Raw genomic sequence first — 22,757 nt, forward strand, 5'->3', positions numbered from 1 at the left:
TCAATCCGTTGGCGCCACCAATCGACCTCGCATCCGAGACGAGACGCAGCTCGAACCCGTGCGCGGTGATCTGGTCGGCAAGGCCGTCCCACAGGCCATCCGGTGCCTGGCCTTGGAGCAAGGCGGGGCGCGGCGTCTCGGGGATCGGCTCACCGTCGGTCTGGGAGATGTCCCAGACGTGTGCAGGCTTGAGGCCAACCAGCTTGGAGCGGACAGCTCGCCGAAGCCCGGCTTCTCGCCGCGGGCGAGACGTCGCCACGAGTCCGCGTCGGCAGGATTCGAGGAAGCGAACCGAGCGGTAACGGGCGCGAGGATCGCGTAGCCCGACTGGCCCTTCATCACTGCTCGGTTGAGGCTGAGCCACTGGCGGAAGCCGGCGACGTACGTCGGCACCGGCTCGGGCACCCGCCCCTGCTGGAACGCCGCGTAGTGCTGGACGTAGATCAGCATCGTGTTGTTGAAGGACCGCGAGCGGAACTTCGCGGCGAACTCCAGGGCGCGCTTCCAGTCGTCGCCGGTGACCAGCGCGCCGACCGACTCGGTGAGCTTCTGTTGCAGGGCTTCGAGCTTCTCCTCACGTGCGGCGAGGTCTCGGGTCTGGACTCTCATCGGATGCCTCCTGTCTCAGACGACAGGTGTGCCGCTGAGGCAACCCCGTTCATGCGACCGGTGGTGTCGAAGAGATCCAGCTCGGCGGGATGGAGCTGGTGCTGAACGAGAACGACCTGTGCTTGATCCGCCACAGCCCTTGCCCGGTGCCCAGCGTCGGCAGTAGCGACTGCTCGGTGCCGGTCAGCCCGAGGGCGGCAGCGGTGGAGCCGAGCTGGTCAGACTCCTGCCGATAGACGACTCGCGTCTCGGCGTTGGCCAACAGGGACGAGGCGAGGGCTCGCATCGCGGAGCCCTGGTCGCCGACGTTGTCGAGGTCGGAGAGTTTGTGGAAGATCAACATGTTTGCGATGCCGTAGTGCCGTGCCAGTCGCCAGTGGGCGTCCATGCGGCGCAGCAGGGCCGGGTGGGACATGAGGCGCCACGCCTCGTCGTAAACGACCCAGCGTTGACCGCCGTTCGGGTCGAGCAGGGCGGACTCCATCCACGCGGACGCGCACGTCATCAGCACCGAGATCAAAGTGGCGTTCTCCGTGACCCGAGACAGGTCGAGGGAGACCATCGGAAGCGTCGGATCGAACCGAACGGTCGAGGGGCCGTCGAACAGACCGGCCAGGTCACCCGCGACGAGTCGGCGCAGCGCGTGGCCGGCGAGCCGGCCGTCCTCGGCAAGCCGACCATCGGAGTCGGTGGCCGGATCGGGAGCCAGCAGCCGGTCGACGACCATTGGCAACACCGGGACGTCTGCCGAGCGCACGGCCTCAGCGAGGGCGACGTCGATCGCGGTGTGCTCCAGAGGCTTGAGCCGACGGTCGAGGACGGTCTCCGCCAGTGCGCCGACCAGTTCGCGCCGTCGCGCGGTCACCTGCGCTGCCCACTGCTGATCATCGGGGCCAGCCGGGCGGTGCCCCTCATCGAGTGGGTTGAGCCGGTTCGGCGTCCCGTGTCCGAGTGCGATGGCCTTGCCGCCGACCGCTTCGGCGACGGCGGTGTGCTCGCCCTTCGGGTCACCGGGGACGTAGACGCGGCGACCGAACGGGATCGAGCGGGTGTAGAGGCTCTTCGCCAGTGCCGACTTGCCCGAGCCGACGATGCCAGCGAGCACAAGGTTCGGAGCAGTGATCAGACCACGGGCGTAGAGCACCCAAGGGTCGTAGACGAACGAGGACCCGGAGTAGAGATTCTGACCGACGAACACCCCGTCGCTCCCGAGCCCGCCTTCCGCGAGGAACGGGTACGCACCCGCCAGGGTGGCCGAGGTGTCCTGATGACGCGGCAATCGCAGACGACCCGGAGTGCGGAGCGCAGCGGGCCGGGTTCGCCCGCCTTTGGTAGCACTATCGTTGCGCGCCGCTCGGCCGCCAGTTCGTCTGCCTTCGCCTTGGCGACGGCCTTGCGGGAGTCGCGGTCCTCGGCCAGCAACGACTTCGCCGCCGCCTTGCGTGCCAGCCGGTCACGACGACGCTCGCGTCGAGGGACGACGAGGACCGCGCTGTACAGGCGGCCTTCGTCCAAACCCTTCACAGTGACAGCCCGTGGTCGACGGACGAGCGCGACAAGGGTTGATCGGGGAACTCGCGGTGGTAGGCAAGCATGGCCTCCGCCTCGTGAGCGTTCGCGATGACCTCGCCAACCTGTCGCACCATTTCGCCGGCCCGGTGGAGATCCCACGACACCCGGTACGCAGCCGAGCGAGCCTTCGGAGAGTCCGCCGGCACCCACTCCGTTTGCCGCTGACGTGCGTCGTGGAACGCTGCGATCTGGTGCAGCGACTGGCTCAGGGACGCGACCGCTGAGGTGAGGGACCCGAGCACCGAGTAGATGTCGCGGGGGTCGTCGATGGACCGGGTCGCATGCGCCAGACCACGCAGGACTGTCTGGACTTCGTCGGCGTCAGCCGCCGGGTTCTCGAACGTGGGCATCGGGGCCTCCTTCTCGATGTGGTCGAGAAGGAGGTGTTCGGGTGCCGACGATTGGCCAAACTTCTGCGCCAGGCGGCGGATCGCCAATAGGCTTACCGGCCATAGAGGAGGGACGGGGATGAACGGGGACGATCCTTTCACGCGGTTCCGTGAGGTGCACGAGCAGGGGAAGCGCGCACTCACGTCGAACCAGGCGGCGCTTGCGGAAGAGAGCTTCGAGGAAGCTGTATCGCTCAGCCGGTACTTCACCAGCATCGAGGCTCGGGCCGACGTCATGGGGGCCTACGGCAGTTCGCTCGTCAATCTCGCCGAGAGTCTGCGCAAGATGAACGCGAACCCGGAGATCGAGGAGCCGCTAATTGAGGCCGCTGAAGTCTTTCGTGCCCTTTCCACGCAGATCCCTGACGAGGCCGAGCCAGCCCTAGCGACCACGCTGATCTCCCTAGCGAAGGTCTACCGCGGCCCTCAGTTCTACGTCGACTTCGGAAGGCCCCCGCTGACTGACCCCGCCGAGATGCGTGAGTATCGTCGCGCGAAACTCGCGGATGGGACCTGGGTTGGGTTCATGCCCACATTCCATTCCCCGGAGTGGCAAGCGAAGGCCGAAGGGCCGTTGGTTGAGGTGATCCCGCTTCTGCGACGACTTGCTCGCACTAGCAGGGCGGCATTTGAGCCTAAGCTCGCGCTCGCCCTCAACCTCCTGGGCGAGACTTACATCAACCTCGAGCGGAACGCCGAGGCCGCTGCTCCGCTCCGCGAAGCGGAGGCGCTGTATCGGGGACTTGCCAGGACGGATCCGCAGTTCTACCAGCCACTGCTGACCGACACTCTTGGGCTGCTCAGCAAAGCAACATTGTCGACGGACGGTCCAAGGGACCGAATCAGCGTTCTGGAGGAGTTGCTGCCGAATCTGCGGCGGGAGGGCAGCATTTCTGAGGAAGAGCGCGTGCATGGGGTCACCATGGCCAAATCTGGCGCTCGGGACCGTCTCCGCGAGGCACTCAAGGAACTCGCGCACCTCTACAAGGAGGCTGGTCAGCCGGACAAGTCCAGCGCTCTCTGGGATGGTGAACTCGGCATTCTGATGACCGAGAGCCTGACGATTCGCTGGGGATGAAGCTCGTCCGGAGGCGAGGGAGCTCAGATTGCTCGGCACAGAGGTAGGGCCGTCGCCGAGAACGCTTGGGCCTGCTGGCCCCAAAGTCGGCGAGTTTCGCAGGAGGCTTGGATCGCGGACTGCTCGATGTCGGCGACGGCACGTTCGAGCTCGTCGGGGTCCTGAGCGCTGACGGCGATCAACCCGGTCGTACGGAGGATGCCGTGGCCGGCGGTCAGGTCGGCCTCCTGCTGGAGGACGTCGTTGTACTCGGCGGACTGCTGGGCGTCTTCGATCTGCCCGATCCTCTGGCGCTGGGCAGCATCCGAGATGTACTCGGTCTTCTTCTTGCGGATGTCACGGGCGGCCTGGTCTGCGCGCATCGGCGTGTAGAGCAGGGTGAATGTGCGGCGTACGCCGGAGGAGAGCAGGACCGGTGCGAGGAAGCCGGGGTAAACGAGCGAGCGCGGCCATTCGCTGATCCAGAGCACGCAGTGATGGGCGGAGTCGCTGCGCACGCTCGACCAGTTCTCGGTGACAGCAACCGGGCCGGCTGTGGCGAGGTCGCGGCCGAGTTCGCCGTGACGTTCCAGGGCTCCGGCCACGACTGGGTCGTACGTCGAGCGGAGGATCACTGCGAGGTCGCCGGGCTCCAGCGAACCCGACGGGGCGAGGTCAGCCGCGCGGAGTGCGCCGGTCATGGTGGACATCTCCTGACGGAGAACTGCGGCTGCTCCTCGGTTGCCGCCACCGGCTGCCCGAATGGCGCGGCCCGCGGCCTTCATGTCGAGTGAGATCGACACGGTGCTCGCGTGCCGCTCGCCAGCAGGGCCGGCGCGGTCGATCAGTTCGCCGTACGTCGTCGAGGTCCACGAGTCGTCGTGGCTGCCGTGCTGGGACCACCACTCGGCTAGGCCCTTCCCGGAGTCGGGCAGCGTCCGCTCCATCACCTGCAAAGAGGCAATGCGTCCCGAGCGGCACGCCGTGGCAAGCACTCGCCCCCAGCTCGTGACCCGGCGCTGTTGCTCGATCGGGTCGAGCAGGATGAATGCTGGGTGGGTGACGCCGACGATGGCAGTCAGCGTCGCGGCGTGCGGGTCGTGAACCATGACCGCGCCGCTCTCGGGGTCGAACCACTGACGAAGACGCGCGGCATCTCCAGGCAACGACAGCGTGCCAGCCGGTCGGGGCTTCACGATGTGTCGACGGAACAACAACTGCCCGCCGGTGGATCGCCACAGCCAGCGGCTGACCACGGGGAGCCACTCGATCAGCTTGCGACTGCCGAGACCGATGAAAGCTAGAGCAGCGCAGATCAGCAGCACGGGGACGACATACATCAAGGACGGTCCACCGCCGAAGTAGAGCGCGAACACCAGCATTTGCGCCGAACCCGACCACGACGAGCTGAGACCCGGACAATCCCAGGAGCACGCCTCGCCGTGTCAGGCGGGAGAACTTCACCGGAGCGAGTTCGTAGTCGTGTGCAGTCGTTGGGTTGCTCACCGGTCAGCCCTTCTTCCCGTTGGACTGTAAGGGAATCGAGTCCGCGACATGCGGCGGCAGGGGTGCGCCCGAGGGCGAGACCGGGGTCTTCTGGGCGGCGTCTGCCTGTTGCGAGGCGGCACCGCCGACCGCCTGGCCGGTCCGGACTCCAGCCGTCGCGGCCTCTTTCGCCACAACCACACCCGCAGCGACTCCGCCAGCGGCAGGCCCGCCCGCGGCAGCCCCGCCTCCTCCCGTGGACGCAGTTCCAGCACCTCCGGTTGACGGTCCCGTACCGGTCGGTGCTGCGGCCGGCGCGGGTGAACCGTCACCATTGCCGCCACCGCTGCGGCCGTCGAGCACCTTGCTCGGCTGCGAGCTCGGAGCACGGTTCATCGGGATTGGCATTGGGGCGGTTGAGCGCCGACTTGCCTTCCTGCTCAGCCGACATGGCGTGGTACATGTCGAAGCCCATGAAGTTGATCGCCTTGTAGGTCATGTACGGCGCGAATCCCGCCATCAGCATCAGCACCACGCCGGCGATCGGCTCGGACACGGACTGGATGTCGCCGTCGATGGGTGCGGAGACCTGCGCGGTGGCGAGCAGGAAGATCACGACTAAGACGACCTTGGAGATGATCAGGGCGATGACGAATGACGCCCACTTGCTGACCCAGGTGCGAGTGTGGTCCCAGCTCGACCCAGCCATTGCGACGGGCGCGAAGACGATGGCGATGAGGAGCAGTGCCTTGCGGACGAGCAGGCTGATCCACACGATGCCTGCCGCGCCGATGGCAAGGCCAGCGATGAAGATCGTCAGGATCGCACCCGCGCCGGGCGCCGCGAGGTTGAGCCCAACGAGACCGGCGGTGAGCAGGGCGACGCGGTCGCCCATCTGCTCCATGTTGGTCCCGGCCGCGTTGACGATGCCGATGCAGAGCTGGTCGGTGACCTCCAAGGCCGTGGCCAGCAGAGCGAGCGCGACGAAGGAGCCGAGGATCGACTTCGCCAGCCCGAGCGCCGCTCGCGACAGTGCGGCTGGTTCGCGTCGGATCATGCCCCCGATGACTTGGAGCATGAAGAAGCCGAGCATCACGAAGACGGCGATGCCGAAGAGGATGTTGTAGACCTTGGTGTACTGACTGCTGGTGACATCGACCATCGTGGTCGAGTCGAAGACCTTCCACACCGCCTCGAACATCCAGCCCGCAGCGTGCCCCATGCCCTGAGCCAGCCAGTCGAAGGGCGCGGACACCAGTGCTCCAGCCGCGTCGCCCGCGACATCGCACACGGATGAGATGACAGGCACATCGCAGACGTCGACCATCGCCGTGTTCCTCTCGTGCTTGCCCGGTCAGACGGACTGGCCGACGTTCCAGAAGAAGTTGACGAGGGCGACGGACGCGCCGGTGAAGATCGCGGCACCGAGCCCCACCAGGACGCCGAACTTGCCGCGACCAGCCAAGTGCGGGTTCGACGAGTTCGCGCCGAGTGCCCAGACAACCGCCGAGACGATCAGGGCGAGTACGGCGAGGATGAGGCCGACGGTCATCGTCGCGCCGACGATGTCCTTGAGCTGGCCGATGCCCGGCAGCCCGTTGGAGTTCGGGCCGATGTTGATGTCCTGCGGCAACAGCGACAAGACGGCGGTGGGTAGACCGAGGTTGATCACGATTCCTCCTGAGTGAGTCGGGTCTTCGCTCACACAGGTGTCCTGACGGGTCCGCCCATGCGTCGAGCTCATGCGTCGGGGGAGTGCGGGACAATGTGGGTATGGACGAGGAACTGCAGCCGACCGACAGCGGCTTGGTGCCGGCAGACGGCGGCGAGCATGTCGTCATCAGCGACGGAGATGGCCTTGCCGTCTTCGGAGACCCGCAGGCCGTCGAGCAGTACCTGCGCCGCGAAGGCCTGTGGGACGTCTCGAAGAAGCTCGACCTTGGATGGCTGCGTCACGTGGTGACGTTTGGAGCTGAAACCGTTCAGACAGCCGCAGACGTGGCAGCGAACTCCGGTCGATGGGTGAAGTTGACGAAAGAGTCGGCGGCGGCCGTCGATGAGCACGGGTTCATGGACACGAAGACTCCTGGTGTCCGCTGGCTCATGGCCGGGAAGCCGGGCGACATCAGCAAGTGGCTGTCAACCGAGACCGGACCGATCACGTCAGCCGCAGCCAACCCGGAGACACTCGCTGGCCTCAACTCACTTCTCTCCAACGCTGCCGGAGCAATGGCGCAGATGGAGCGCAAGCAGGAGCTCAAGGAGATCACCGAGCTCCTGTCCGCGATCGACGGAAAGCTCGACGATGTGCGAAGGGCGCAGCGAGACGGTGTTCTCGCGAAGCTGGACGGTGTCTCGTTCGCGATCCGGGAGGCCATGAGAATTCGCGAGACCACAGGGCACGTCTCGGGGCCGTCGTGGTCGAAGGTCCAGCACCTCACGGCGCAGATCGCTGAGATTGAGTCCAGCGCTCTGCGGGCGCTTGACGCGCTTGCATCCAAAGCGGAGTCAGCCCAGAAAGTGGGGGACCTGGCGAAGCGCTCGGCCGAGATGGTCAGCGAGGTTGACGTGTGGCTATCGGTCCTTGCTCGGTGTTTCCAGCTCCACGAAGAGGCCGCTGTGCTCGAACTCGACCATGTCAGTGAGGTCGCCCCGGCCGACCTCGACGGCCACAGGCTTGCGCTGAGAGAGTCGCGCGACGGATTGCGCGAACGCATCACCAACACGACCATCGGGCTAGTGGGGCGCCTCGACAAGGCGGCCAACGAGGCAGACCTCCAGGTCCTGCTCCACTCGCGCAGCGTCCGCGCGATCGTGCAGTCGAGCAACCAGGTCGGCGACTCGGTCACCGCGTTCCACGGACCTCTAGGTATCGAGGCCGAGCGCGAGAACGTTTCGTCCACTCGGTGGCGGACCGCCTTGGGGAAGCCCACGCAGCTGAAGGCGGCAGCCAAAGAGGCTGGAACAAAGGCGGCGTACGGAGCCGGCGCCGCGGTCCTCACCGTCGGGGGCGTCCTGGTAGCACGCGCGGCAAACGACAAAGATCTCGGCGCGTAGGAGGCACGTCTGTGGCGCTTCCCGAGGCCGACCTGGCACGGATCAAGAAGTGGTGCGACTCGATCTGGCCGAAACACATGTGGGACCAGGAGAAGGTCGAAGCCGACGTCGCGCCGACCCACGTCACCATCGTCGAGGTCCGGCCCGACTGGATGGGTGGCCCGGTACCCACGCGATTCCCCATCGCTCGGCTGCGCTACACGAAGACCACCGGCCAGTGGGCGATCTACTGGCGCGACCGGAATCTGAAATTCCACGAGTACCAGCAGAAGCGGCCGTCGAAGAACGTCCAGTCGCTGCTCGACTACATCCGCGAGAGCAAGGACCCGATCTTCTTCGGTTAGGTCAGTCGCCAAGGCCGATGCCGGGGGACGTCGCGGCCCGCGCATGCTCCAGCGGGAAGTCCGGCGTACGGCGGAGGGGCTTGACTCCCTCGACGATGCGGTCGGGGTCCACGGCCGTGTGGGAGATGTCGTAGCCGCCCCACGGCGAGCGGCCGGGGACGTGGCGCGTTCCAAAGGGCGGACGCTCAGTGATCATTGGCGTACCGGGCACCTGCATGGACTTGGGGTAGTGCTCGGCGATCCAGTTCTTCGTGGCCTTGGACATCCGGTCCGTGTCCATCGCGCGCAACCTCGACGGGACGATCGGGGGCTCGCGCCAGCCGGGGAGCGCGTGGTCGTGCCACAACTCGACAGCGACGTTCTCGTGGTCGGTGACCGCGTTCCACTCGCACGGTTCACAGATCGCCTGGTACATCAGATCGCCGACACACTGGCACGACTCGTGCCGGTCGGCGTGCTTCCACGGCTCACAACGCAAGTCTGTTGTGTAAAGCGCGAAACCGTGGCCCGCGACCTGGGCGTTGTCAGGGACCGTGATCGAGTGGCGCCACATGTTGACGTGGGTCTTGTCATGCGCGTGCAGGAACATCCATTGGGCCAGCGCCGCGTCGAGCTCGGCCGGCGGGTAGTGCACCGTCGTGAAGTGCAGGGGAGCACCACGCCACTCCGGAGTCGACTCGACGGCCGCCTCGTGGAGCATGCCCTCGATGTCGAAGGCGAGCTGCTCCTCGCTCACAACGTCGCTCCCAAGTCGAGGAGCCAGTTCGCCCAGGCGAGCGCACCGCCGGTGAGTACAGCACCGCCGAGGGCGACGAAGAGGCCGGTCTTCGCCTTGCTCGCGGTCTGCCAACTGCCTTGAGCCGAGCCGATGGCCCACGTCGCCGCGCAGATGACAACCATCAGGACGGCGACGATCAACCCGTAGGTCAGCAGCGCACCGACGATGGCGCGGAGTTGGCTAGAGCCGCCGACGGCACCGAAGTCGGGGCCGACGAGAGGCAGAATCGCGGGGATCATCATGGTCATCAGGTGCTATGGCCGAGCCGTCCAGTGACAATGGTCGTAGTGTCCGCCGGTCACGCTGTTGGGATCGTGCATCCCGCCGCCGTCGTAAGGTCGCCAGCCCTCGGACGCTCGCGCTACCGACCAGATGCGTCCCTGCCAGATGAGGTACTCAACGCCGAGGGTCTCGGCGTTCTCCTTCAGCCAGTTGGTGACCTTCCAGCCGTAGTCGAGCGCACGGCCGCTTGCTGCGGTGCCGATCGAGTTGCCGAAGGTGCCGTCGCAGGCTCGGCCAAGGGGGTGCTCCGACTTCACCGAGCGCGGCGACTAGCACGCCCACTGGGAGTCGGGGAAGTTCTTCTGGACCTGGGAGAGGATGTGCGCGGTCCGCTGTGTGATCTGTCCGTCAGAGGTCGGGTCGTCGACAAGGCCGTCGGGACCGTCGCCGGTGTACGGCGACGCCGGACCACCGTTGGTGCATCCTGCGTCACTCGTGGCTGAGCCACCCTCGACGTTTGCCGCGCCGTTCGAGGCCATCCAGGGCTCCGGGTCGACTGGTGCAGCGTCGGTGCCACCGGGGCGGACCTCGAAGTGCAGGTGTGTGCCGGTGGAGTAGCCGTCGGAGCCGACGTCGGCGATGTACTGCCCAGCGGTGACGGTATCGCCGGCTTCGACATGGATGCCATCGGCGTACATGTGGGCGTAGCCGGTGGCAACCCGCTTTCCTCCGACGGTGTGCTCGATCAGGATGAGGTGGCCGTAGCCCGTGGCTGTTCCGGCGAACGCCACACGGCCGTCGGCGGCGGCGAGGATGTGCGTCCCGGCTGGCGCGGAGAGGTCGACGCCGGTGTGCAGCTTGTACTCGCCGGTGACCGGGTGGACCCGCATCCCGAAGCCACTCGTTCGCACCCAAGTCCCGCCAGGGAGCGGGACGACCACTCGGGCGGTCTCGGGGAGCGTGGGCGCAGCCCCACCGACCGGAGTAGATGCCGGCGAGACGAGGCACTGGTTCTCGGCCTGCGCCGCTGGACTCATGAGCGCTCCAAGACCCAGCAGGATGCAGGCCGGGCCGAGAAGGAGGGCGACCAGTCCGCCAGCGACAACCTTGCCCATCGGTCAGTCCAGCGGCTTGCCGAGCATCGACAGCCGGAGCAGGTGGCACTCGGGGTACGACGGGGCGCAGACGAGGAAGAGGGTGAACGCCACGTCGTGCTCGGACGAGACAGGCTCGCCCTCCCAGATCCCGGAGCGGTGGCGGGTGCCGTGGATCGTGAGGGCCGTCGTGCCGGGAAGCAGTTCGTCACCGGCCTGCGCCTCGGCTTCGGCCCACTTGGTTGGGGTGCTGACCGAGTCCACGGTGAGCCATTGCTCCGTCTCGTACTTGGTCAGTTCGACCCACGCGTCCTGCGTCGGCAGGTAGTTGTCGAGGTCGGACACCAGGCCGGGCGTGGACTCGCCGGTCGGGTCGGCGACTTCGATTAGTAGCTCGATGTGGTCGGTCCTGGAGACGAGCGTCGCGGTGTTCCACGCGAAGATCGCCTCAGCGACCTGACGAGCGAAGGTCTCTGGTTCCGACGTCTGACGCAGTTCAGGGAGTTCGGTCACTGCCGGGACGTCGTGGACCTCCGTCAACTCGATCGGCGCCTGCGCCTTGGTCGACGCAGCGCTGGGGGAGTGCGCCCGGTGGACCAGCACGGCGTACGTCACGAACGCGATCAGCAACAGGGCGGAGGCGACACCGGCGACGATGAGGCGCCGGCGGCGGAGGTCATCAGCAGTGGTCGGGTAGAGCATCGGCATGGCCTTCGGTCGTCGGGGTGGTCACGACTCAGGTGTGCCGCCCGACTCCTTGGCGAGGCTGACGGCCCCTCGACCGAGATTTTGACGCGTGGGCGGGTGCCGACGAATTCGTCTCGCTCCCGCTCGTAGAGGACGCCCTCGCGCGCCTTGTCACCGCTCACCAGGATCTCGCAGACCTCATCGAGAACAGCGAGCTACTTCGGTCTATCGCCCAAGAGCCGACGGCGCCCGTCGGCGGTGACCTCCCACAGACCATCCCGATGACCGTGCAATGGGGCGCGGTGGTCCCGCTGGCGCTCGTTGCGCGGGAGTGGGCCGGGCGGGCCGCGGACGCGATCCTCGATCAGTTGCAGTCACCGCCCGGTTACGGCTCGCCAGACGATACGGACTGGCGCCCAGATTCAGAGCATCAGCGCCAACGGCAGCAGATCGACGAAGAAGTCGAGCGCTTTCTCGGGGAGTGCGACTGACTCGCAGAGACTCTCCGCGAATCCCCACGAAACCAGCATCATCCTCCATTAGACTCGGTCATACCCAGTCACACACGGCTGGCCGAAGCGGAGGGTCACCGGCATGTCCGAACCTTGGTTGTCAGCCGACGACATCGCCGCCCACTTGGGTGTAACGAAGGACACGGTCTATTCGTGGATCTCTGACAAGTCGATGCCGGCGCACAAGGTCGGCCGCCTCTGGAAGTTCCAGACGAGCGAGGTCGACGCGTGGGTCCGCAGCGGGGGCGCAGCCGTTCCCGATGAACCAGGGCTGCCTTCCTGACTCGCCGAAGTGCTGTCTTGTCGGACGGCTCCGATATCCTGACCAACTTTGCTCTTGACCACGAGGAGGTGCACTTGATGACGGGAACACCGCGCACGGACCGCTACGCCCTGTCGTTCACCTCTGGCGCTTTGCTCGCGAGCGAGGCCGCCGTCGTGGCTCCGGTCTACCTTCGCGAACACGACTGGACCGCGACACGTATGCAGGTTCGGGACGCCAAGTTGCTCCAGCACCGCGTCGCCAGTTCCAACGACCGCCGCCTGCGCGCCCTAATTCCCCGACTTCAGGTACTCACCGACGCCGAGCTCGAGATCGTCGCCGACGGTACGTCGACGGATCGCGGTCACTTGATGTGGTCTGCTGCTTGTCGTCGCTATGACTTGGTCGGAGAGTTCGCCGAGGAGGTGCTTCGAGAGCGGTTCCTCGTCTTGGCGGGCACGGTTTCCTATGAGGAGTACGACTCCTTCTACCGCGCAAAAGCGATGTGGCATGACGAGCTTGGCCAAGTCACCGACGCTACCTACAAGAAGCTTCGGCAGATCACGTTTCGGATGGCGGTGGAGGCCGGCCTGCTGACCAAGCAGGGCCACATCGAGCCTGCGCTTCTCTCAGTCCGCGTCGGGGAGTGCCTGAACCAGCGCACCCCAAGCGACATCCGCTTCTTCCCGACGAGAGCGGCGTGAGAGCCCTGAAGCCAAAGACGACGCTGACTCAGCATGAGGAGCACCTGTTCAAGGTGCTCAGCAGCGAGCGCTTTCTGAAGATGGAGGGTTTGGGCAACGAGGTCGCCCACTTCATCTACGACTACGACCCGGCGTGGGCGCTGGACGTCGCCCAAGCGAAGAAGCGCATCAAGACTAAGCTCGACACCGATCTGGGCATCAAGGTCTTCGAGATTAATCTGTACGACCTCTGCATCGATCTCCTCAAGGAACGCAACGTCTGGGATCGCGTCCTGGCAGCCGAGCCGACGATGGACAAGCCCGACTTCCTCAAGATGCTCCAAAACATGCTGGACCCGCAGATGCACTTGGCGCCGGCCATCAAGTCGCGCATCGAGGCCGAGTCGTTCCAGATCCTCTTCCTCTCGGGCGTCGGTGAGGTGTTCCCGTTCGTTCGGTCGCACACCGTGCTCAACAACCTGCAAACCGTCGTCTCTGACAAACCGATGTTGATGTTCTTCCCAGGACGTTACGAAGTGTCGGCCACGCAGGGATCATCTCTGGTTCTGTTCGGCCAGCTCAAGGACGACTCCTTCTACCGCGCGAAGCGCATCCTCGATCAGGAAGCATGACCCGATGAAACTCAACGAGATCTTTCTCAAGGACGTCACCCGATCGATCGAGGGTGTCGTCAAGGCCGATGACGTCGACCACCTTGCCGTCGAGGTCGAGGAGTACGTCTTCACGAATGACGCCGCCAAGGGCGTGGCCCCGCTGCTCGAGGAGTACACGAACTACACGAACGCCAACGGCGTGTGGATCTCTGGCTTCTTCGGATCCGGCAAGTCACACCTCCTGAAGATGCTCGCCCACCTTCTCGGCGACGTCGAGGGTCAGGCCTTCCCGCGCGACGAGGTGAGCGAGAGCTTCTTGGGCAAGACCGATGACGCGATGCTCATCGCGTCGCTGAAGAAGGCCGCGGCCATCCCCGCGAAGAGCTTGCTCTTCAACATCGACCAGAAGGCAACGCTGATCGCCAAGGATCAGACGGACGCGCTGCTCAAGGTCTTCGTCAAGGTCTTTGACGAAAGCCGAGGCTACTTCGGCAACGACGGAGCCGTCGCCCGCTTCGAGGAGGATCTCGACAAGCGCGGCCAGTACGACGCTTTCATGGCTGCCTTCCAGAAGCACGCCGGAATCGACTGGGCGAAGGGTCGTGAACAGACCGCCCTCGAAGGTCACAACGTCGACAAGGCGTTCGCCGATGTCAACGGGGAGGCCAACCCCGGCATCATCGCTCAATACCAGAAGTCGTACGCCGTCTCCATCGAGGACTTCGCCACCGCCGTGAAGGCGTGGATCGACAGGCAGGAACCCGGCTTCCGCCTCAACTTCTTCGTCGACGAGGTCGGGCAGTTCATCGCCGACGATGTGAAGCTCATGCTGAACCTCCAGACGATTGCCGAGTCCCTCAACACCAGGTGCAAGGGACAGGCGTGGGTCTTCGTGACCTCGCAGGAGGACATGGACAAGGTCGTCGGCGACAGGACCAGGCAGCAGGGGAACGACTTCTCCAAGATCCAGGCACGCTTCACCGCGAAGGTGAAGCTCACCAGCCAGGACGTGGAGGAGGTCATCAGCAAGCGCCTTCTTGAGAAGAACGACGCAGGTGCGGCCGAACTGATGGCAATCCACGTTAAGGAGGGTGCGAACTTCAAGACGATCTTCGACTTCGTCGACGGAGCGAAGACATACCGCAACTACGTTGATGGCGGCCGCTTCATCAGCACCTATCCGTTCGTGACCTATCAGATCCCGTTGTTCCAGGCCGCGATCGAGGGTCTCTCGGACCACAACATGTTCGAGGGCAAGAACAGCTCTGTCGGTGAGCGGTCCATGCTCGGCGTGGTTCAGGAGGTCGCCAAGCGCATCGGTGCGGAGCAGGTGGGCTACCTCGCCACGTTCGACCAAATGTTCGCCGGGATCAGCGCAGCACTGAAGTCCGCAGCTCAGAGCGCCATCCTCCAAGCCGAGAAGCACCTTCCCGACCCGGGGTCCGACGTCACGGTCCTCGCCAACCGCCTTCTGAAGGCGCTCTTCCTTGTCAAGTACGTCGACACCTTCAAGGCCACACCGCGCAACCTCACCGTGCTCGTCTACGACCGTTTCGGTCTCGATCTCAATGCCCTGGGCAAGCAGGTGCAGGAAGCGCTCAACCTGTTGGAGACGCAGTCGTACGTGCAGCGCAACGGCAACGTCTACGAGTACCTCACCAATGAGGAGCAGGAGATCGAGAAGGAGATCAAGTCGGTCGACGTTGACTCGTCCGAGGTCTCAAGCAAGCTGTTCAAGTACCTGTCTTCCGACATCCTCAAGACGAACAAGCTGAAGTACGCGAAGAACGGCCAGGACTTCCCGTTCGGCTACAAGCTCGATGACCTCGTCCGGGGCAACCAGCGCGAGCTGACCATTCACTTCATCACGCCCGAGACGAACTACACCGACACTGAGATCGCCGCCCAGAGCATGGGCAAGGATGAGCTGCGGGTCTTCCTCGGCCGCGACAAGCGGTTGCTGGCCGACCTGCGCCTGCTGCTCAAGACGGAGAAGTACACCAAGCAGCGCACCAACTCAGGTGCCACGCCTTCGATGCAGGCGATCCTCCAGTCCAAGCAGTTGCTCAACGCCGACCGCGAGAAGGAGCTCATGGAGCGTCTCCGCCAGGCAGTCGGCAAGTCGCAGCTGATCATCAACGCAGCCGAGATCCCGTCCAGCGCCCAGGACGCCCAATCACGCGTCACCGACGGGTTCCAGCACCTTGTCAACCGGACCTACACCAACCTCGGTCTGCTCGGCGGGAAGACCTACAACGAGCAGCAGGTCGCCGGCGCGGTTCAGAACGACCAGGGCCTGTTCGGCGCGGAGAACCTCACCGTCCTGAGCACTCCGGGCACCGAGATGGAGTCATGGATCATCTCCCAGACCAACCTCGGCGAGCAGGTCACCGTCAAGAAGATCGTCGACCGCTTCGAGTCCAAGCCCTACGGTTGGGACCTCGGGTCCATCGAAGTCGTGCTGGGCTGGCTGGTGGGCAACGGCAAGGTTGCCCTCACCCTCGACGCCAACCCTGTGATGCGCACCGCGGCTGCCGCCCTCATCCGCAACACCGGCAAGCAGCAGCACACGGTCGTCGCACCGCAGAAGGCGTACGACGCAACAAAGGTCGCGGCCTTCAAGAAGTTCTGCACCGACTTCTTCGACGAAGGCGCCGTGCCGAGCGACCCGACCGAGCTGGCCCGGTTCGGGAAGGAAAAGCTCGCTGCCAGGCGCGACGAGCTCAACGCTCTCGTGAGCACCAGCCGGTATCCGTTCGTCACCCAGCTCTCGAGCGTCGTCACCCTGCTCGACCAGGTCGTCGGCAAGCCGATCGACTGGTACCTCGGCGACTTCGACAAGGCCGATGAGCTGATCGAGGCAAAGGAGGATCTGGTCGACCCGATCAAGTCCTTCCTCAACGGGCAACAGGCCAAGATCTTCGACGAGGCGCAGGACCTCCTGAGCGGCAACACCGGGAACCTCGGCTATCTCCCCGCAGGTAGCGCCGACCTGGTCAAGACACTCCTCTCTGACACCAACGCCTTCCGTGGCAACAAGATGAATCAACTCAAGGCCGCAGCCGACACGATGCGGGGGCAGATCGACGACATCGTCTCCGACAAGCGTGCAGACGTGACCGCAGCGATCGAGGGACGCAAGGCCGAGGTGCTCGCCAGCGCCTACTACGCCAACGCCACCTCGGATGCACAAGAGAGGGTGATCCGGCGTATCGACCAGATCCTCGCGCGGCTCGTCGGCGAGACTCAGGTCGCGCTCATCCTCCAGGCGGGCGCGACCTTCGAGCAGGACGGCTACCCGGAGCTGCTGAGTCATCTCGTAGCGTCCCAGCAGGGTGGGGGCAACAGTGCACCGCCGCCGAAGCAGATGGTGTCGGTCAAGACGATCCATGTCTCGGGCGTCTCCGGAGTCCTCGAATCCGAAGCCGACGTCGACAGCTACCTCGCTGCCTTGCGCACCGCACTCGTCGAGACCCTCAACGACGGAAAACGAATCACGCTCTGATGGAAACCGCACCGCTCAAGTCGTTCGCCACCTCGGCGCGAACCGAGCTCATCCGCGAGGTGGGCGCGCGGATCACCGCTGTGCTCGCCCAGGGCTCGCCCGAGCGCGTAGAGCAGCCCAAGGCCGTGTCGGCGCTGGAGCGGGCCATCGCCGGCGCAGGCGGCGGCGACGAGGGGAAAGGGCATGTCGCCGGCAAGGTCGCCTACACCTGGTTCAACCGCATCATCGCGCTGCGGTTCATGGACGCCAACGGTTACACCGGCATCGGCGTCGTCTCGCCCGCGGCCGATCAGGTGGGCCAGCCCGAGGTGCTCGCCGCAGCCAAGCGCGGCCAGATCGACACGAACGTGGTCAAGGGGACGAACCCCGCAACCATCACAGGAATGCTCAACGGCACCCGTCAGCCGCGCCCCGGCGTCGGCGCGCAGGCCGAGGCATACGCACTCCTTCTGGCGGACTACTGCCGCTTCTGGAACGCTGCCATGCCCTTCATGTTTGAGCGGGAGGGCGACTACACCGAGCTGCTCATCCCGGCCAACCTGCTTGCAGAGGACTCTGCCCTCAGCCGCTCCGTCACGGTGCTCACCGAAGACGTGTGTCAGGACGTCGAGGTCATCGGCTGGCTGTACCAGTTCTACATCTCGGAGCGGAAGGACGAGGTCTTCGCCGGGTTCAAGAAGAACAGGAAGGCCGGCGCCGATGAGATCCCCGCAGCCACCCAGCTGTTCACACCGCATTGGATCGTCCGCTACCTCGTTGAGAACTCGCTCGGGCGCCTTTGGATGCTCAACCGCCCCTCGTCGGCTCTTGCCAGCCAGATGGACTATTACATCGCCCCGGTCGAGGAGGAGACCCACTTCCTCAAGGTCAGCACGCCCGAAGAGTTGAAGGTCATTGACCCGGCGTGCGGCTCGGGCCACATGCTCACCTACGCCTTTGACCTGCTCTTTGCGATCTACGAGGAAGAGGGCTACACGCCGTCGGAGATCCCGGGCCTCATCCTCGCCAACAACCTCTACGGCACCGAGATCGACCCGCGTGCTGGGGCGCTCGCCGCTTTCGCACTCACGATGAAGGCCGCGGCCAGGCGCAAGCTCTTCTTCAAAGACCCGGTCGAACCGAACGTCTGCGTGCTCGACCCGATCTCGTTCAGTGTCGATGAAATGAGCTATCTCGTCACTGGGGACGGGGATCGGCACGCGGAGGAGGCGTTCTGGAACCAGTTCGCTGAGGCCGACACCTTAGGCTCGCTGATCCAGCCAGACCCCGTCCTGACGAGCCGACTCGCACGGCACCTGGAGACCTTGGACGACGGTGGGGACATTTACAAGGCCGACACGATTGAGCGGGCCGACAGAGTTGTGACTCAAGCGGAGTATCTCGCCGGTCGCTACCCCGTCGTTGTCGCGAACCCGCCCTATATGGGCTCGGCGAACATGGGACCGGCGTTGTCCGAAAAGGTCAAGCGCCTATTCCCAGCTGGAAAGCAAGATCTTTATGGATGTTTCATGCTGAGAGCGGCAGGACTCGCCGACTCGAGAGGCATAGTCGGAATGATCGTCGGCGACACTTGGCTGACAATCAAGTCCTTTGAATTGCTTCGTCGGAACCTCCTAGATCGACACTCGTTTTACAGCCTGGTGCACATGCATGACGTGACGAACCATCCAGACGTGTTTGGGGCGAATACCGCCTTCGCCCTCGGGCCTCGGCTCCATGGAGCCGAGACCACGCAGTTCTACTTCTTGGATCAGACATCGGAAACGGCGAAGCGTGATTGCCTTCGTGCCTCGATTTCCCATGGCATCGCTGAGCACCGGTACGAGTCACACGCTCGCCAGTTTCTCGCCATTCCGGGGGCCCCCTTCGCGTTCCGCCTCGCGGAGCCCTTGGTCAAGCTACTGACGGACCCTACGCCTATGTCGGAGCGCCTGCCAGCCGTTGCTGGCATCTCCACCGGGAACAACGACCGCTATTTCAGGTTCTGGCACGAGGTCTCAAGGTCGAGAATGGGCGGTGACTCCAGTGAGAGGCCGTGGGCTCCCCACCATAAGGGAGGACCCGAGCGCCGGTGGTACGGAAACATCTCACATGTTCTGCGCTACGACGATGCTGCGGTGGCCGAGATGGGAAGGCTGCCAGGTTTCCGCCATGACGGAAACTCGAGCTACTTCCTCGCGCACATCGGTTGGTCTGCCCTCACCAGCGGTCGTCCTAGTTTCCGAATGATCGAGGCGGGCCATACGTTCGGGAGCGGAAGTAAGGCCATCGTCGGCAATCGACCGCTCCTACTGACGGCGCTTGCCGTTCTAAATTCGAGCCTAGCGTCGGAGCTTTTGAACGCTCTCAGCCCGACCATGAACTTTGAGGTTGGACATATTGGACGTCTCCCGACGATTGAGAACGGCTCCGACTCAATCGGCGCCTTGGTCGAACACGCCATCGAGTTGGCACGCGAGGACTGGGATGAGGATGAGCTGTCGCTCGGGTTCCAACGGTCGCCGCTCCTGCGGGATTCCGGCTCGTTGAAGGTCGCTGCTGATGACTACTGTCACTCCGTCGCGAAGCGGTTGACTTCGCTAGCCGAGGTCGAGGAGCAGATTGACAGTCAGGTTTGGCGCGAACTCGGGGTTTCTAGAGAGGTGCCGGGCGGGGCCACGCGTGTCCGCCGCGCCCTCGCGGCGCGCGACCTAGTCGTTGATCTCGTTTCGTACTCAGTCGGCTGCATGTTCGGCCGTTACAGTCTCGACGAGCCGGGGCTGATCCTCGCGGACCAGGGTGCGACCTTGCAGGACTACCTCGCGAAGGTGCGCAACCCGACGTTCACGCCGGACGCGGACAACGTCATCCCGATCGTGGACGGTGATTGGTTCGAGGACGATGTTGTGGGGCTCTTCCGCCGGTTCCTTCGGACAGCGTTCGGAGATCAGCACTTCGAGGAGAACCTGAAGTTCGTCGTCGAGTCGCTCGGCGTGAGAAATCTGCGGGACTACTTCATCACCAGGGGCGGGAAGTCGAAGTTCTACGACGACCACGTCCAGCGGTACAAGAAGCGGCCGATCTACTGGCTGTTCTCCAGCGCCAGGGGGTCGTTCAACGCACTCGTCTACATGCATCGCTACACGCCTTCGACTGTCTCGACAGTGTTGACCTACCTGCGGGAGTACGTGACCAAACTGGAGTCGAGCCTCCAGCAGGCAGAGCGCGCTGGGAACGCGAAGGAAGCGGACCGGCTCCGCAAGATCGTCGTCGAGCTGAACGAGTACGAGCACGACACGCTCTACCCGCAGGCCTCCGAGAACCTCGCCATTGACCTCGACGACGGAGTCAAGGCGAACTACCCGAAGTTCGGCGCCGCCCTGAAGAAGATCGCGGGACTGGAGGCTTCGGATGAGTGACCTGACGTCCGTTAAGGACGCCCTCCAGAGCCGACTCGCCTCCAAGCGAGTCGTGTTCTGGCATGACCCGGCCGGTGAGTACGACGCCGAGCTCGACTCGCTCGACCTCGGGGGCGTGAACGTCATCCGTGTGCAGGACAACGAGTTCGGAGTTAAGAACACCCTCCTCGCGGACCATGTCACGAAGCACCTGGTGTACCGCGCCGGCGACTTGCCGCGCGGCACCGCGAACTGGCTCCTCGACCTGGAGCTCGCATATGGCGGGGTGTTCACTGCGGACAAGACGTCCATGCTCCAGCAGGAACTCGGCCTCAACGACCCGGCGTTCGCTCCGGTCATCGAGCAGCATCAGAAGTTCTTCGCCGCCAACACCCGCAAGCAAGCACTCGAGAAGTTGCTCGTGGCCGGTGACGACCCTACAAGTCTCCGCGCCAAGATGTGCCAGGTGCTGGTCAAGGCGTCAGGACACACCCTTACCGATATCACCCGCGAGCTGCTGGCCGAGAATGCCGCGAGCAAGACAGCGAAACTCGATGACCTCGTCACCTTCGGACTTGACGAGTTCCTCTGGGACGGGCTCGCCAGCATCTACAAGTACCCCAGCGCGACCCCAACGATCGACGACTTCATCCTGTGGACGTTCAGCAGGGCTGTCGAGGACTTCGCCTCCGATAGCCCGGGCGAGTACCGCAACATCCGGATCGACTTCAACAGCCTGCGCTACGACGTACGCGGCCAAGACATGATGGCGAAGCTGGCCTCCCGTGCCGCCGATGCACTCGACATCAAGTCGAAGATCGAGCATCGCGACTACCGCGAGCTGGTCCCGGTCACGATCTTCGAGGAGGTCGACCGCAAGGTCATCGTCGACCTCGCAGCCGCTGTGGCGGCTCAGTCGGTGATGCCCCGTGATGTCGCGGATGTGGTGCGCCAGCGCCAGGAGAGCCTCTGGAAGAACAAGTACGCCAAGGTGTACGAGGCCATCCAGAGCGCCTCGGAACTTCTTGCTGCGATCGCAGCCCTGCCGAACGCGATTGGCTCGCTTGACCTCGGACTTCAGAAGTACCAGTCCGACTGGTTCCGCCTCGACCAGCAGTACCGCTGGTTCACCTACGCCTACCAGACTGCCGACTTCCAGAACCCGCTGGCGGCTCTCAAGGCGGAGGTGGACAAGCAGTACGCCAACAAGTTCCTTTATGACTTCGGCGGACTGTTGCAGCAGGCGATGGAGCCCACGGGCGAATGGACATCGGCCGTGCTGGCACCTCAAGCGAGATTTTTCGACAACCACGTCGCTCCCGTGGTCAAAGACGGACGCACCAAAGTGGTGGTCATCATCTCGGACGGCATGCGCTACGAGGTGGCGGAAGAGCTCGCTTCCCTGATCCGCAACGAGGACCGCTTCGACGCGTCGCTCTCGGCAGTGTTGGGGGTGCTTCCGAGCTACACCCAACTGGGCATGGCTTCGTTGCTTCCGCATTCGACTCTGGAGCTCGACCCAGAGGCGTTGCCGGTGCTGGCCGACGGGAAGCCCACGAACGGCACCGTGAACCGCGACAAGATCCTGCAAGGGGTCAAGGGTCACGCAATCTCCGCAGCCAGTGTGTTGGCCATGCCCGGCGACGAGCTGCGCGATCTCTACAAGCAGCATCAGATCTTCTACGTCTACCACGACCGCATCGACGCTGCCGGCGACAAGGCGCCCACGGAACGAACGGTCTTCGAGGCCGCCGAAGAGACCCTGCGCGAGTTGCTGCTCCTCGTGAAGAAGTGGACGAACGCCAACGCCACGAACATCCTGCTCACCGCTGACCACGGCTTCCTCTACCAGGACATCCCGCTGGAGCAGTCCTACTACGTCTCCGAGGCACCCCAGGGCGACGCGGTCACCAAGACCAACCGTCGCTACGTGCTGGGTCGGGCGCTCAAGCCGTCCCCGTCATTCATGACGTTCACGTCGGCCCAGGCCGGGCTTGTGGGTGACATCGACATCCAGATCCCGAAATCGATCCACCGCATCCCGCAGCCGGGGGCTGGCACTCGCTACGTCCACGGCGGAGCGTCGCTCCAAGAGATCGTCGTCCCGGTGATCACCGTCAACAAGAAGCGCAAGAGCGACGTCCGCCCGGTTCACGTCGACCTCATGCCGGAGACCGACAAGATCACGACGGGTCAGCTCGCCGTCAAGCTGCTCCAGCGAGAGGCGGTGACGGACAAGATCCAGCCGCGCCAGGTCCGCCTCGGCCTGTACGTCGGCGACACGTTGATCTCTGAACAGCCTGTTCTGACGTTCGCCAGTGTGTCCGACGACCAGCGTGAGCGTTACCAGGCGGCGACCCTCTACCTCACGCAAGAAGCGGACGGGTTCAACAACATCCCGGTTGAACTGCGGTTGGAAGAGCCCATTCCGAACACGACTCAATGGAAGCCGTTCTCGAAGGGCACCTACACGATCAAGCGTTCGTTCACGACGGACTTCGACTTCTAGG

General features: G+C 64.5%; 21 protein-coding genes. 10 read left to right on the forward strand and 11 right to left on the reverse strand.

The window, feature by feature from the left end; all coding sequences use genetic code 11:
- The 3 genes from AC4BGC_RS20300 to AC4BGC_RS20310 form a co-directional block, all read right to left on the reverse strand.
- Positions 1 to 609, reverse strand: coding sequence for an ArdC-like ssDNA-binding domain-containing protein (locus AC4BGC_RS20300; RefSeq protein WP_490557401.1), 609 nt, complete (start codon positions 607 to 609; stop codon positions 1 to 3).
- Positions 610 to 658: 49 nt separating this feature from the next.
- Positions 659 to 1,888 carry an ATP-binding protein gene (locus tag AC4BGC_RS20305; RefSeq protein ID WP_490557402.1) on the reverse strand — a complete coding sequence of 410 codons (1,230 nt, stop codon included), beginning with the start codon at positions 1,886 to 1,888 and terminating at the stop codon, positions 659 to 661.
- Between the two features lie 241 nt (positions 1,889 to 2,129).
- A complete protein-coding gene (locus AC4BGC_RS20310; RefSeq protein ID WP_490557403.1) occupies positions 2,130 to 2,531 on the reverse strand; it encodes a hypothetical protein in 402 nt (133 codons plus the stop codon).
- A gap of 118 nt (positions 2,532 to 2,649) precedes the next feature.
- On the opposite strand from AC4BGC_RS20310, the gene AC4BGC_RS20315 reads away from it, so the two are divergent.
- Positions 2,650 to 3,648, forward strand: coding sequence for a hypothetical protein (locus AC4BGC_RS20315; protein ID WP_490557404.1), 999 nt, complete (start codon positions 2,650 to 2,652; stop codon positions 3,646 to 3,648).
- Positions 3,649 to 3,671: 23 nt separating this feature from the next.
- On the opposite strand, the gene AC4BGC_RS20320 is transcribed toward AC4BGC_RS20315, so the two are convergent.
- The 3 genes from AC4BGC_RS20320 to AC4BGC_RS20330 all read right to left on the reverse strand — a co-directional run bounded on the left by AC4BGC_RS20320 (position 3,672) and on the right by AC4BGC_RS20330 (position 6,784).
- A complete protein-coding gene (locus AC4BGC_RS20320; RefSeq protein WP_490557405.1) occupies positions 3,672 to 5,009 on the reverse strand; it encodes an SCO6880 family protein in 1,338 nt (445 codons plus the stop codon).
- 431 nt (positions 5,010 to 5,440) lie between these two features.
- On the reverse strand, positions 5,441 to 6,439 hold the full coding sequence (locus AC4BGC_RS20325) for a TrbL/VirB6 family protein (protein WP_490557406.1): 999 nt from the start codon (positions 6,437 to 6,439) through the stop codon (positions 5,441 to 5,443).
- A 27-nt stretch (positions 6,440 to 6,466) separates the two neighbouring features.
- Positions 6,467 to 6,784 (reverse strand): DUF6112 family protein, encoded by a 318-nt coding sequence (locus AC4BGC_RS20330; RefSeq protein ID WP_490557407.1) that lies wholly within the window; start codon positions 6,782 to 6,784, stop codon positions 6,467 to 6,469.
- Between the two features lie 101 nt (positions 6,785 to 6,885).
- On the opposite strand from AC4BGC_RS20330, the gene AC4BGC_RS20335 reads away from it, so the two are divergent.
- Together AC4BGC_RS20335 and AC4BGC_RS20340 are read left to right on the forward strand one after the other, a co-directional pair.
- Positions 6,886 to 8,169 carry a hypothetical protein gene (locus AC4BGC_RS20335; RefSeq protein ID WP_490557408.1) on the forward strand — a complete coding sequence of 428 codons (1,284 nt, stop codon included), beginning with the start codon at positions 6,886 to 6,888 and terminating at the stop codon, positions 8,167 to 8,169.
- Between the two features lie 11 nt (positions 8,170 to 8,180).
- Entirely contained in the window at positions 8,181 to 8,513 is a 333-nt protein-coding gene (locus AC4BGC_RS20340; protein ID WP_490557409.1) for a DUF3024 domain-containing protein, read from the forward strand.
- A gap of 1 nt (position 8,514) precedes the next feature.
- Here the strand turns inward: AC4BGC_RS20340 and AC4BGC_RS20345 are convergent, their stop codons facing one another.
- The 5 genes from AC4BGC_RS20345 to AC4BGC_RS20365 all read right to left on the reverse strand — a co-directional run bounded on the left by AC4BGC_RS20345 (position 8,515) and on the right by AC4BGC_RS20365 (position 11,315).
- Entirely contained in the window at positions 8,515 to 9,249 is a 735-nt protein-coding gene (locus tag AC4BGC_RS20345) for a DUF6349 family protein (protein ID WP_490557410.1), read from the reverse strand.
- Positions 9,246 to 9,539: a DUF6112 family protein gene (locus AC4BGC_RS20350; RefSeq protein ID WP_490557411.1), complete on the reverse strand. Its 294-nt coding sequence runs from the start codon at positions 9,537 to 9,539 to the stop codon at positions 9,246 to 9,248. Before AC4BGC_RS20350 ends, AC4BGC_RS20345 begins: the two co-directional genes overlap by 4 nt.
- 6 nt (positions 9,540 to 9,545) lie before the next feature.
- The gene (locus AC4BGC_RS20355) at positions 9,546 to 9,830 is read right to left on the reverse strand and encodes a VldE C-terminal domain-containing protein (protein ID WP_490557412.1); all 285 of its coding nucleotides are present in this window, start codon (positions 9,828 to 9,830) and stop codon (positions 9,546 to 9,548) included.
- A 12-nt stretch (positions 9,831 to 9,842) separates the two neighbouring features.
- Entirely contained in the window at positions 9,843 to 10,550 is a 708-nt protein-coding gene (locus AC4BGC_RS20360) for a M23 family metallopeptidase (protein ID WP_490557413.1), read from the reverse strand.
- Between the two features lie 81 nt (positions 10,551 to 10,631).
- The gene (locus tag AC4BGC_RS20365; protein WP_490557414.1) at positions 10,632 to 11,315 is read right to left on the reverse strand and encodes a hypothetical protein; all 684 of its coding nucleotides are present in this window, start codon (positions 11,313 to 11,315) and stop codon (positions 10,632 to 10,634) included.
- A 260-nt stretch (positions 11,316 to 11,575) separates the two neighbouring features.
- Between AC4BGC_RS20365 and AC4BGC_RS20370 the strand changes: the two genes are divergently transcribed.
- From AC4BGC_RS20370 to pglZ, 7 genes are all read left to right on the forward strand, one after another.
- Complete coding sequence (locus tag AC4BGC_RS20370) at positions 11,576 to 11,785, forward strand: barstar family protein (protein ID WP_490557415.1); 210 nt, start codon at positions 11,576 to 11,578, stop codon at positions 11,783 to 11,785.
- A 103-nt stretch (positions 11,786 to 11,888) separates the two neighbouring features.
- Positions 11,889 to 12,089 carry a helix-turn-helix domain-containing protein gene (locus AC4BGC_RS20375; protein WP_490557416.1) on the forward strand — a complete coding sequence of 67 codons (201 nt, stop codon included), beginning with the start codon at positions 11,889 to 11,891 and terminating at the stop codon, positions 12,087 to 12,089.
- Positions 12,090 to 12,166: 77 nt separating this feature from the next.
- Positions 12,167 to 12,772, forward strand: a complete 606-nt coding sequence (locus tag AC4BGC_RS20380; protein WP_490557417.1) for a DUF1819 family protein — start codon at positions 12,167 to 12,169, stop codon at positions 12,770 to 12,772.
- Positions 12,769 to 13,383 carry a DUF1788 domain-containing protein gene (locus AC4BGC_RS20385; protein WP_490557418.1) on the forward strand — a complete coding sequence of 205 codons (615 nt, stop codon included), beginning with the start codon at positions 12,769 to 12,771 and terminating at the stop codon, positions 13,381 to 13,383. The genes AC4BGC_RS20380 and AC4BGC_RS20385 overlap by 4 nt, the downstream gene beginning before the upstream one ends.
- 4 nt (positions 13,384 to 13,387) lie before the next feature.
- Complete coding sequence (brxC, locus tag AC4BGC_RS20390; RefSeq protein ID WP_490557419.1) at positions 13,388 to 16,870, forward strand: BREX system P-loop protein BrxC; 3,483 nt, start codon at positions 13,388 to 13,390, stop codon at positions 16,868 to 16,870.
- Positions 16,870 to 20,268 carry a BREX-1 system adenine-specific DNA-methyltransferase PglX gene (pglX, locus tag AC4BGC_RS20395; RefSeq protein WP_490557420.1) on the forward strand — a complete coding sequence of 1,133 codons (3,399 nt, stop codon included), beginning with the start codon at positions 16,870 to 16,872 and terminating at the stop codon, positions 20,266 to 20,268. The genes brxC and pglX overlap by 1 nt, the downstream gene beginning before the upstream one ends.
- Complete coding sequence (pglZ, locus tag AC4BGC_RS20400; RefSeq protein ID WP_490557421.1) at positions 20,261 to 22,756, forward strand: BREX-1 system phosphatase PglZ type A; 2,496 nt, start codon at positions 20,261 to 20,263, stop codon at positions 22,754 to 22,756. Before pglX ends, pglZ begins: the two co-directional genes overlap by 8 nt.
- The last annotated feature ends 1 nt before the right edge of the window (position 22,757 follow it).

The organism is Nocardioides sp. Z38_18, from assembly GCF_058215695.1.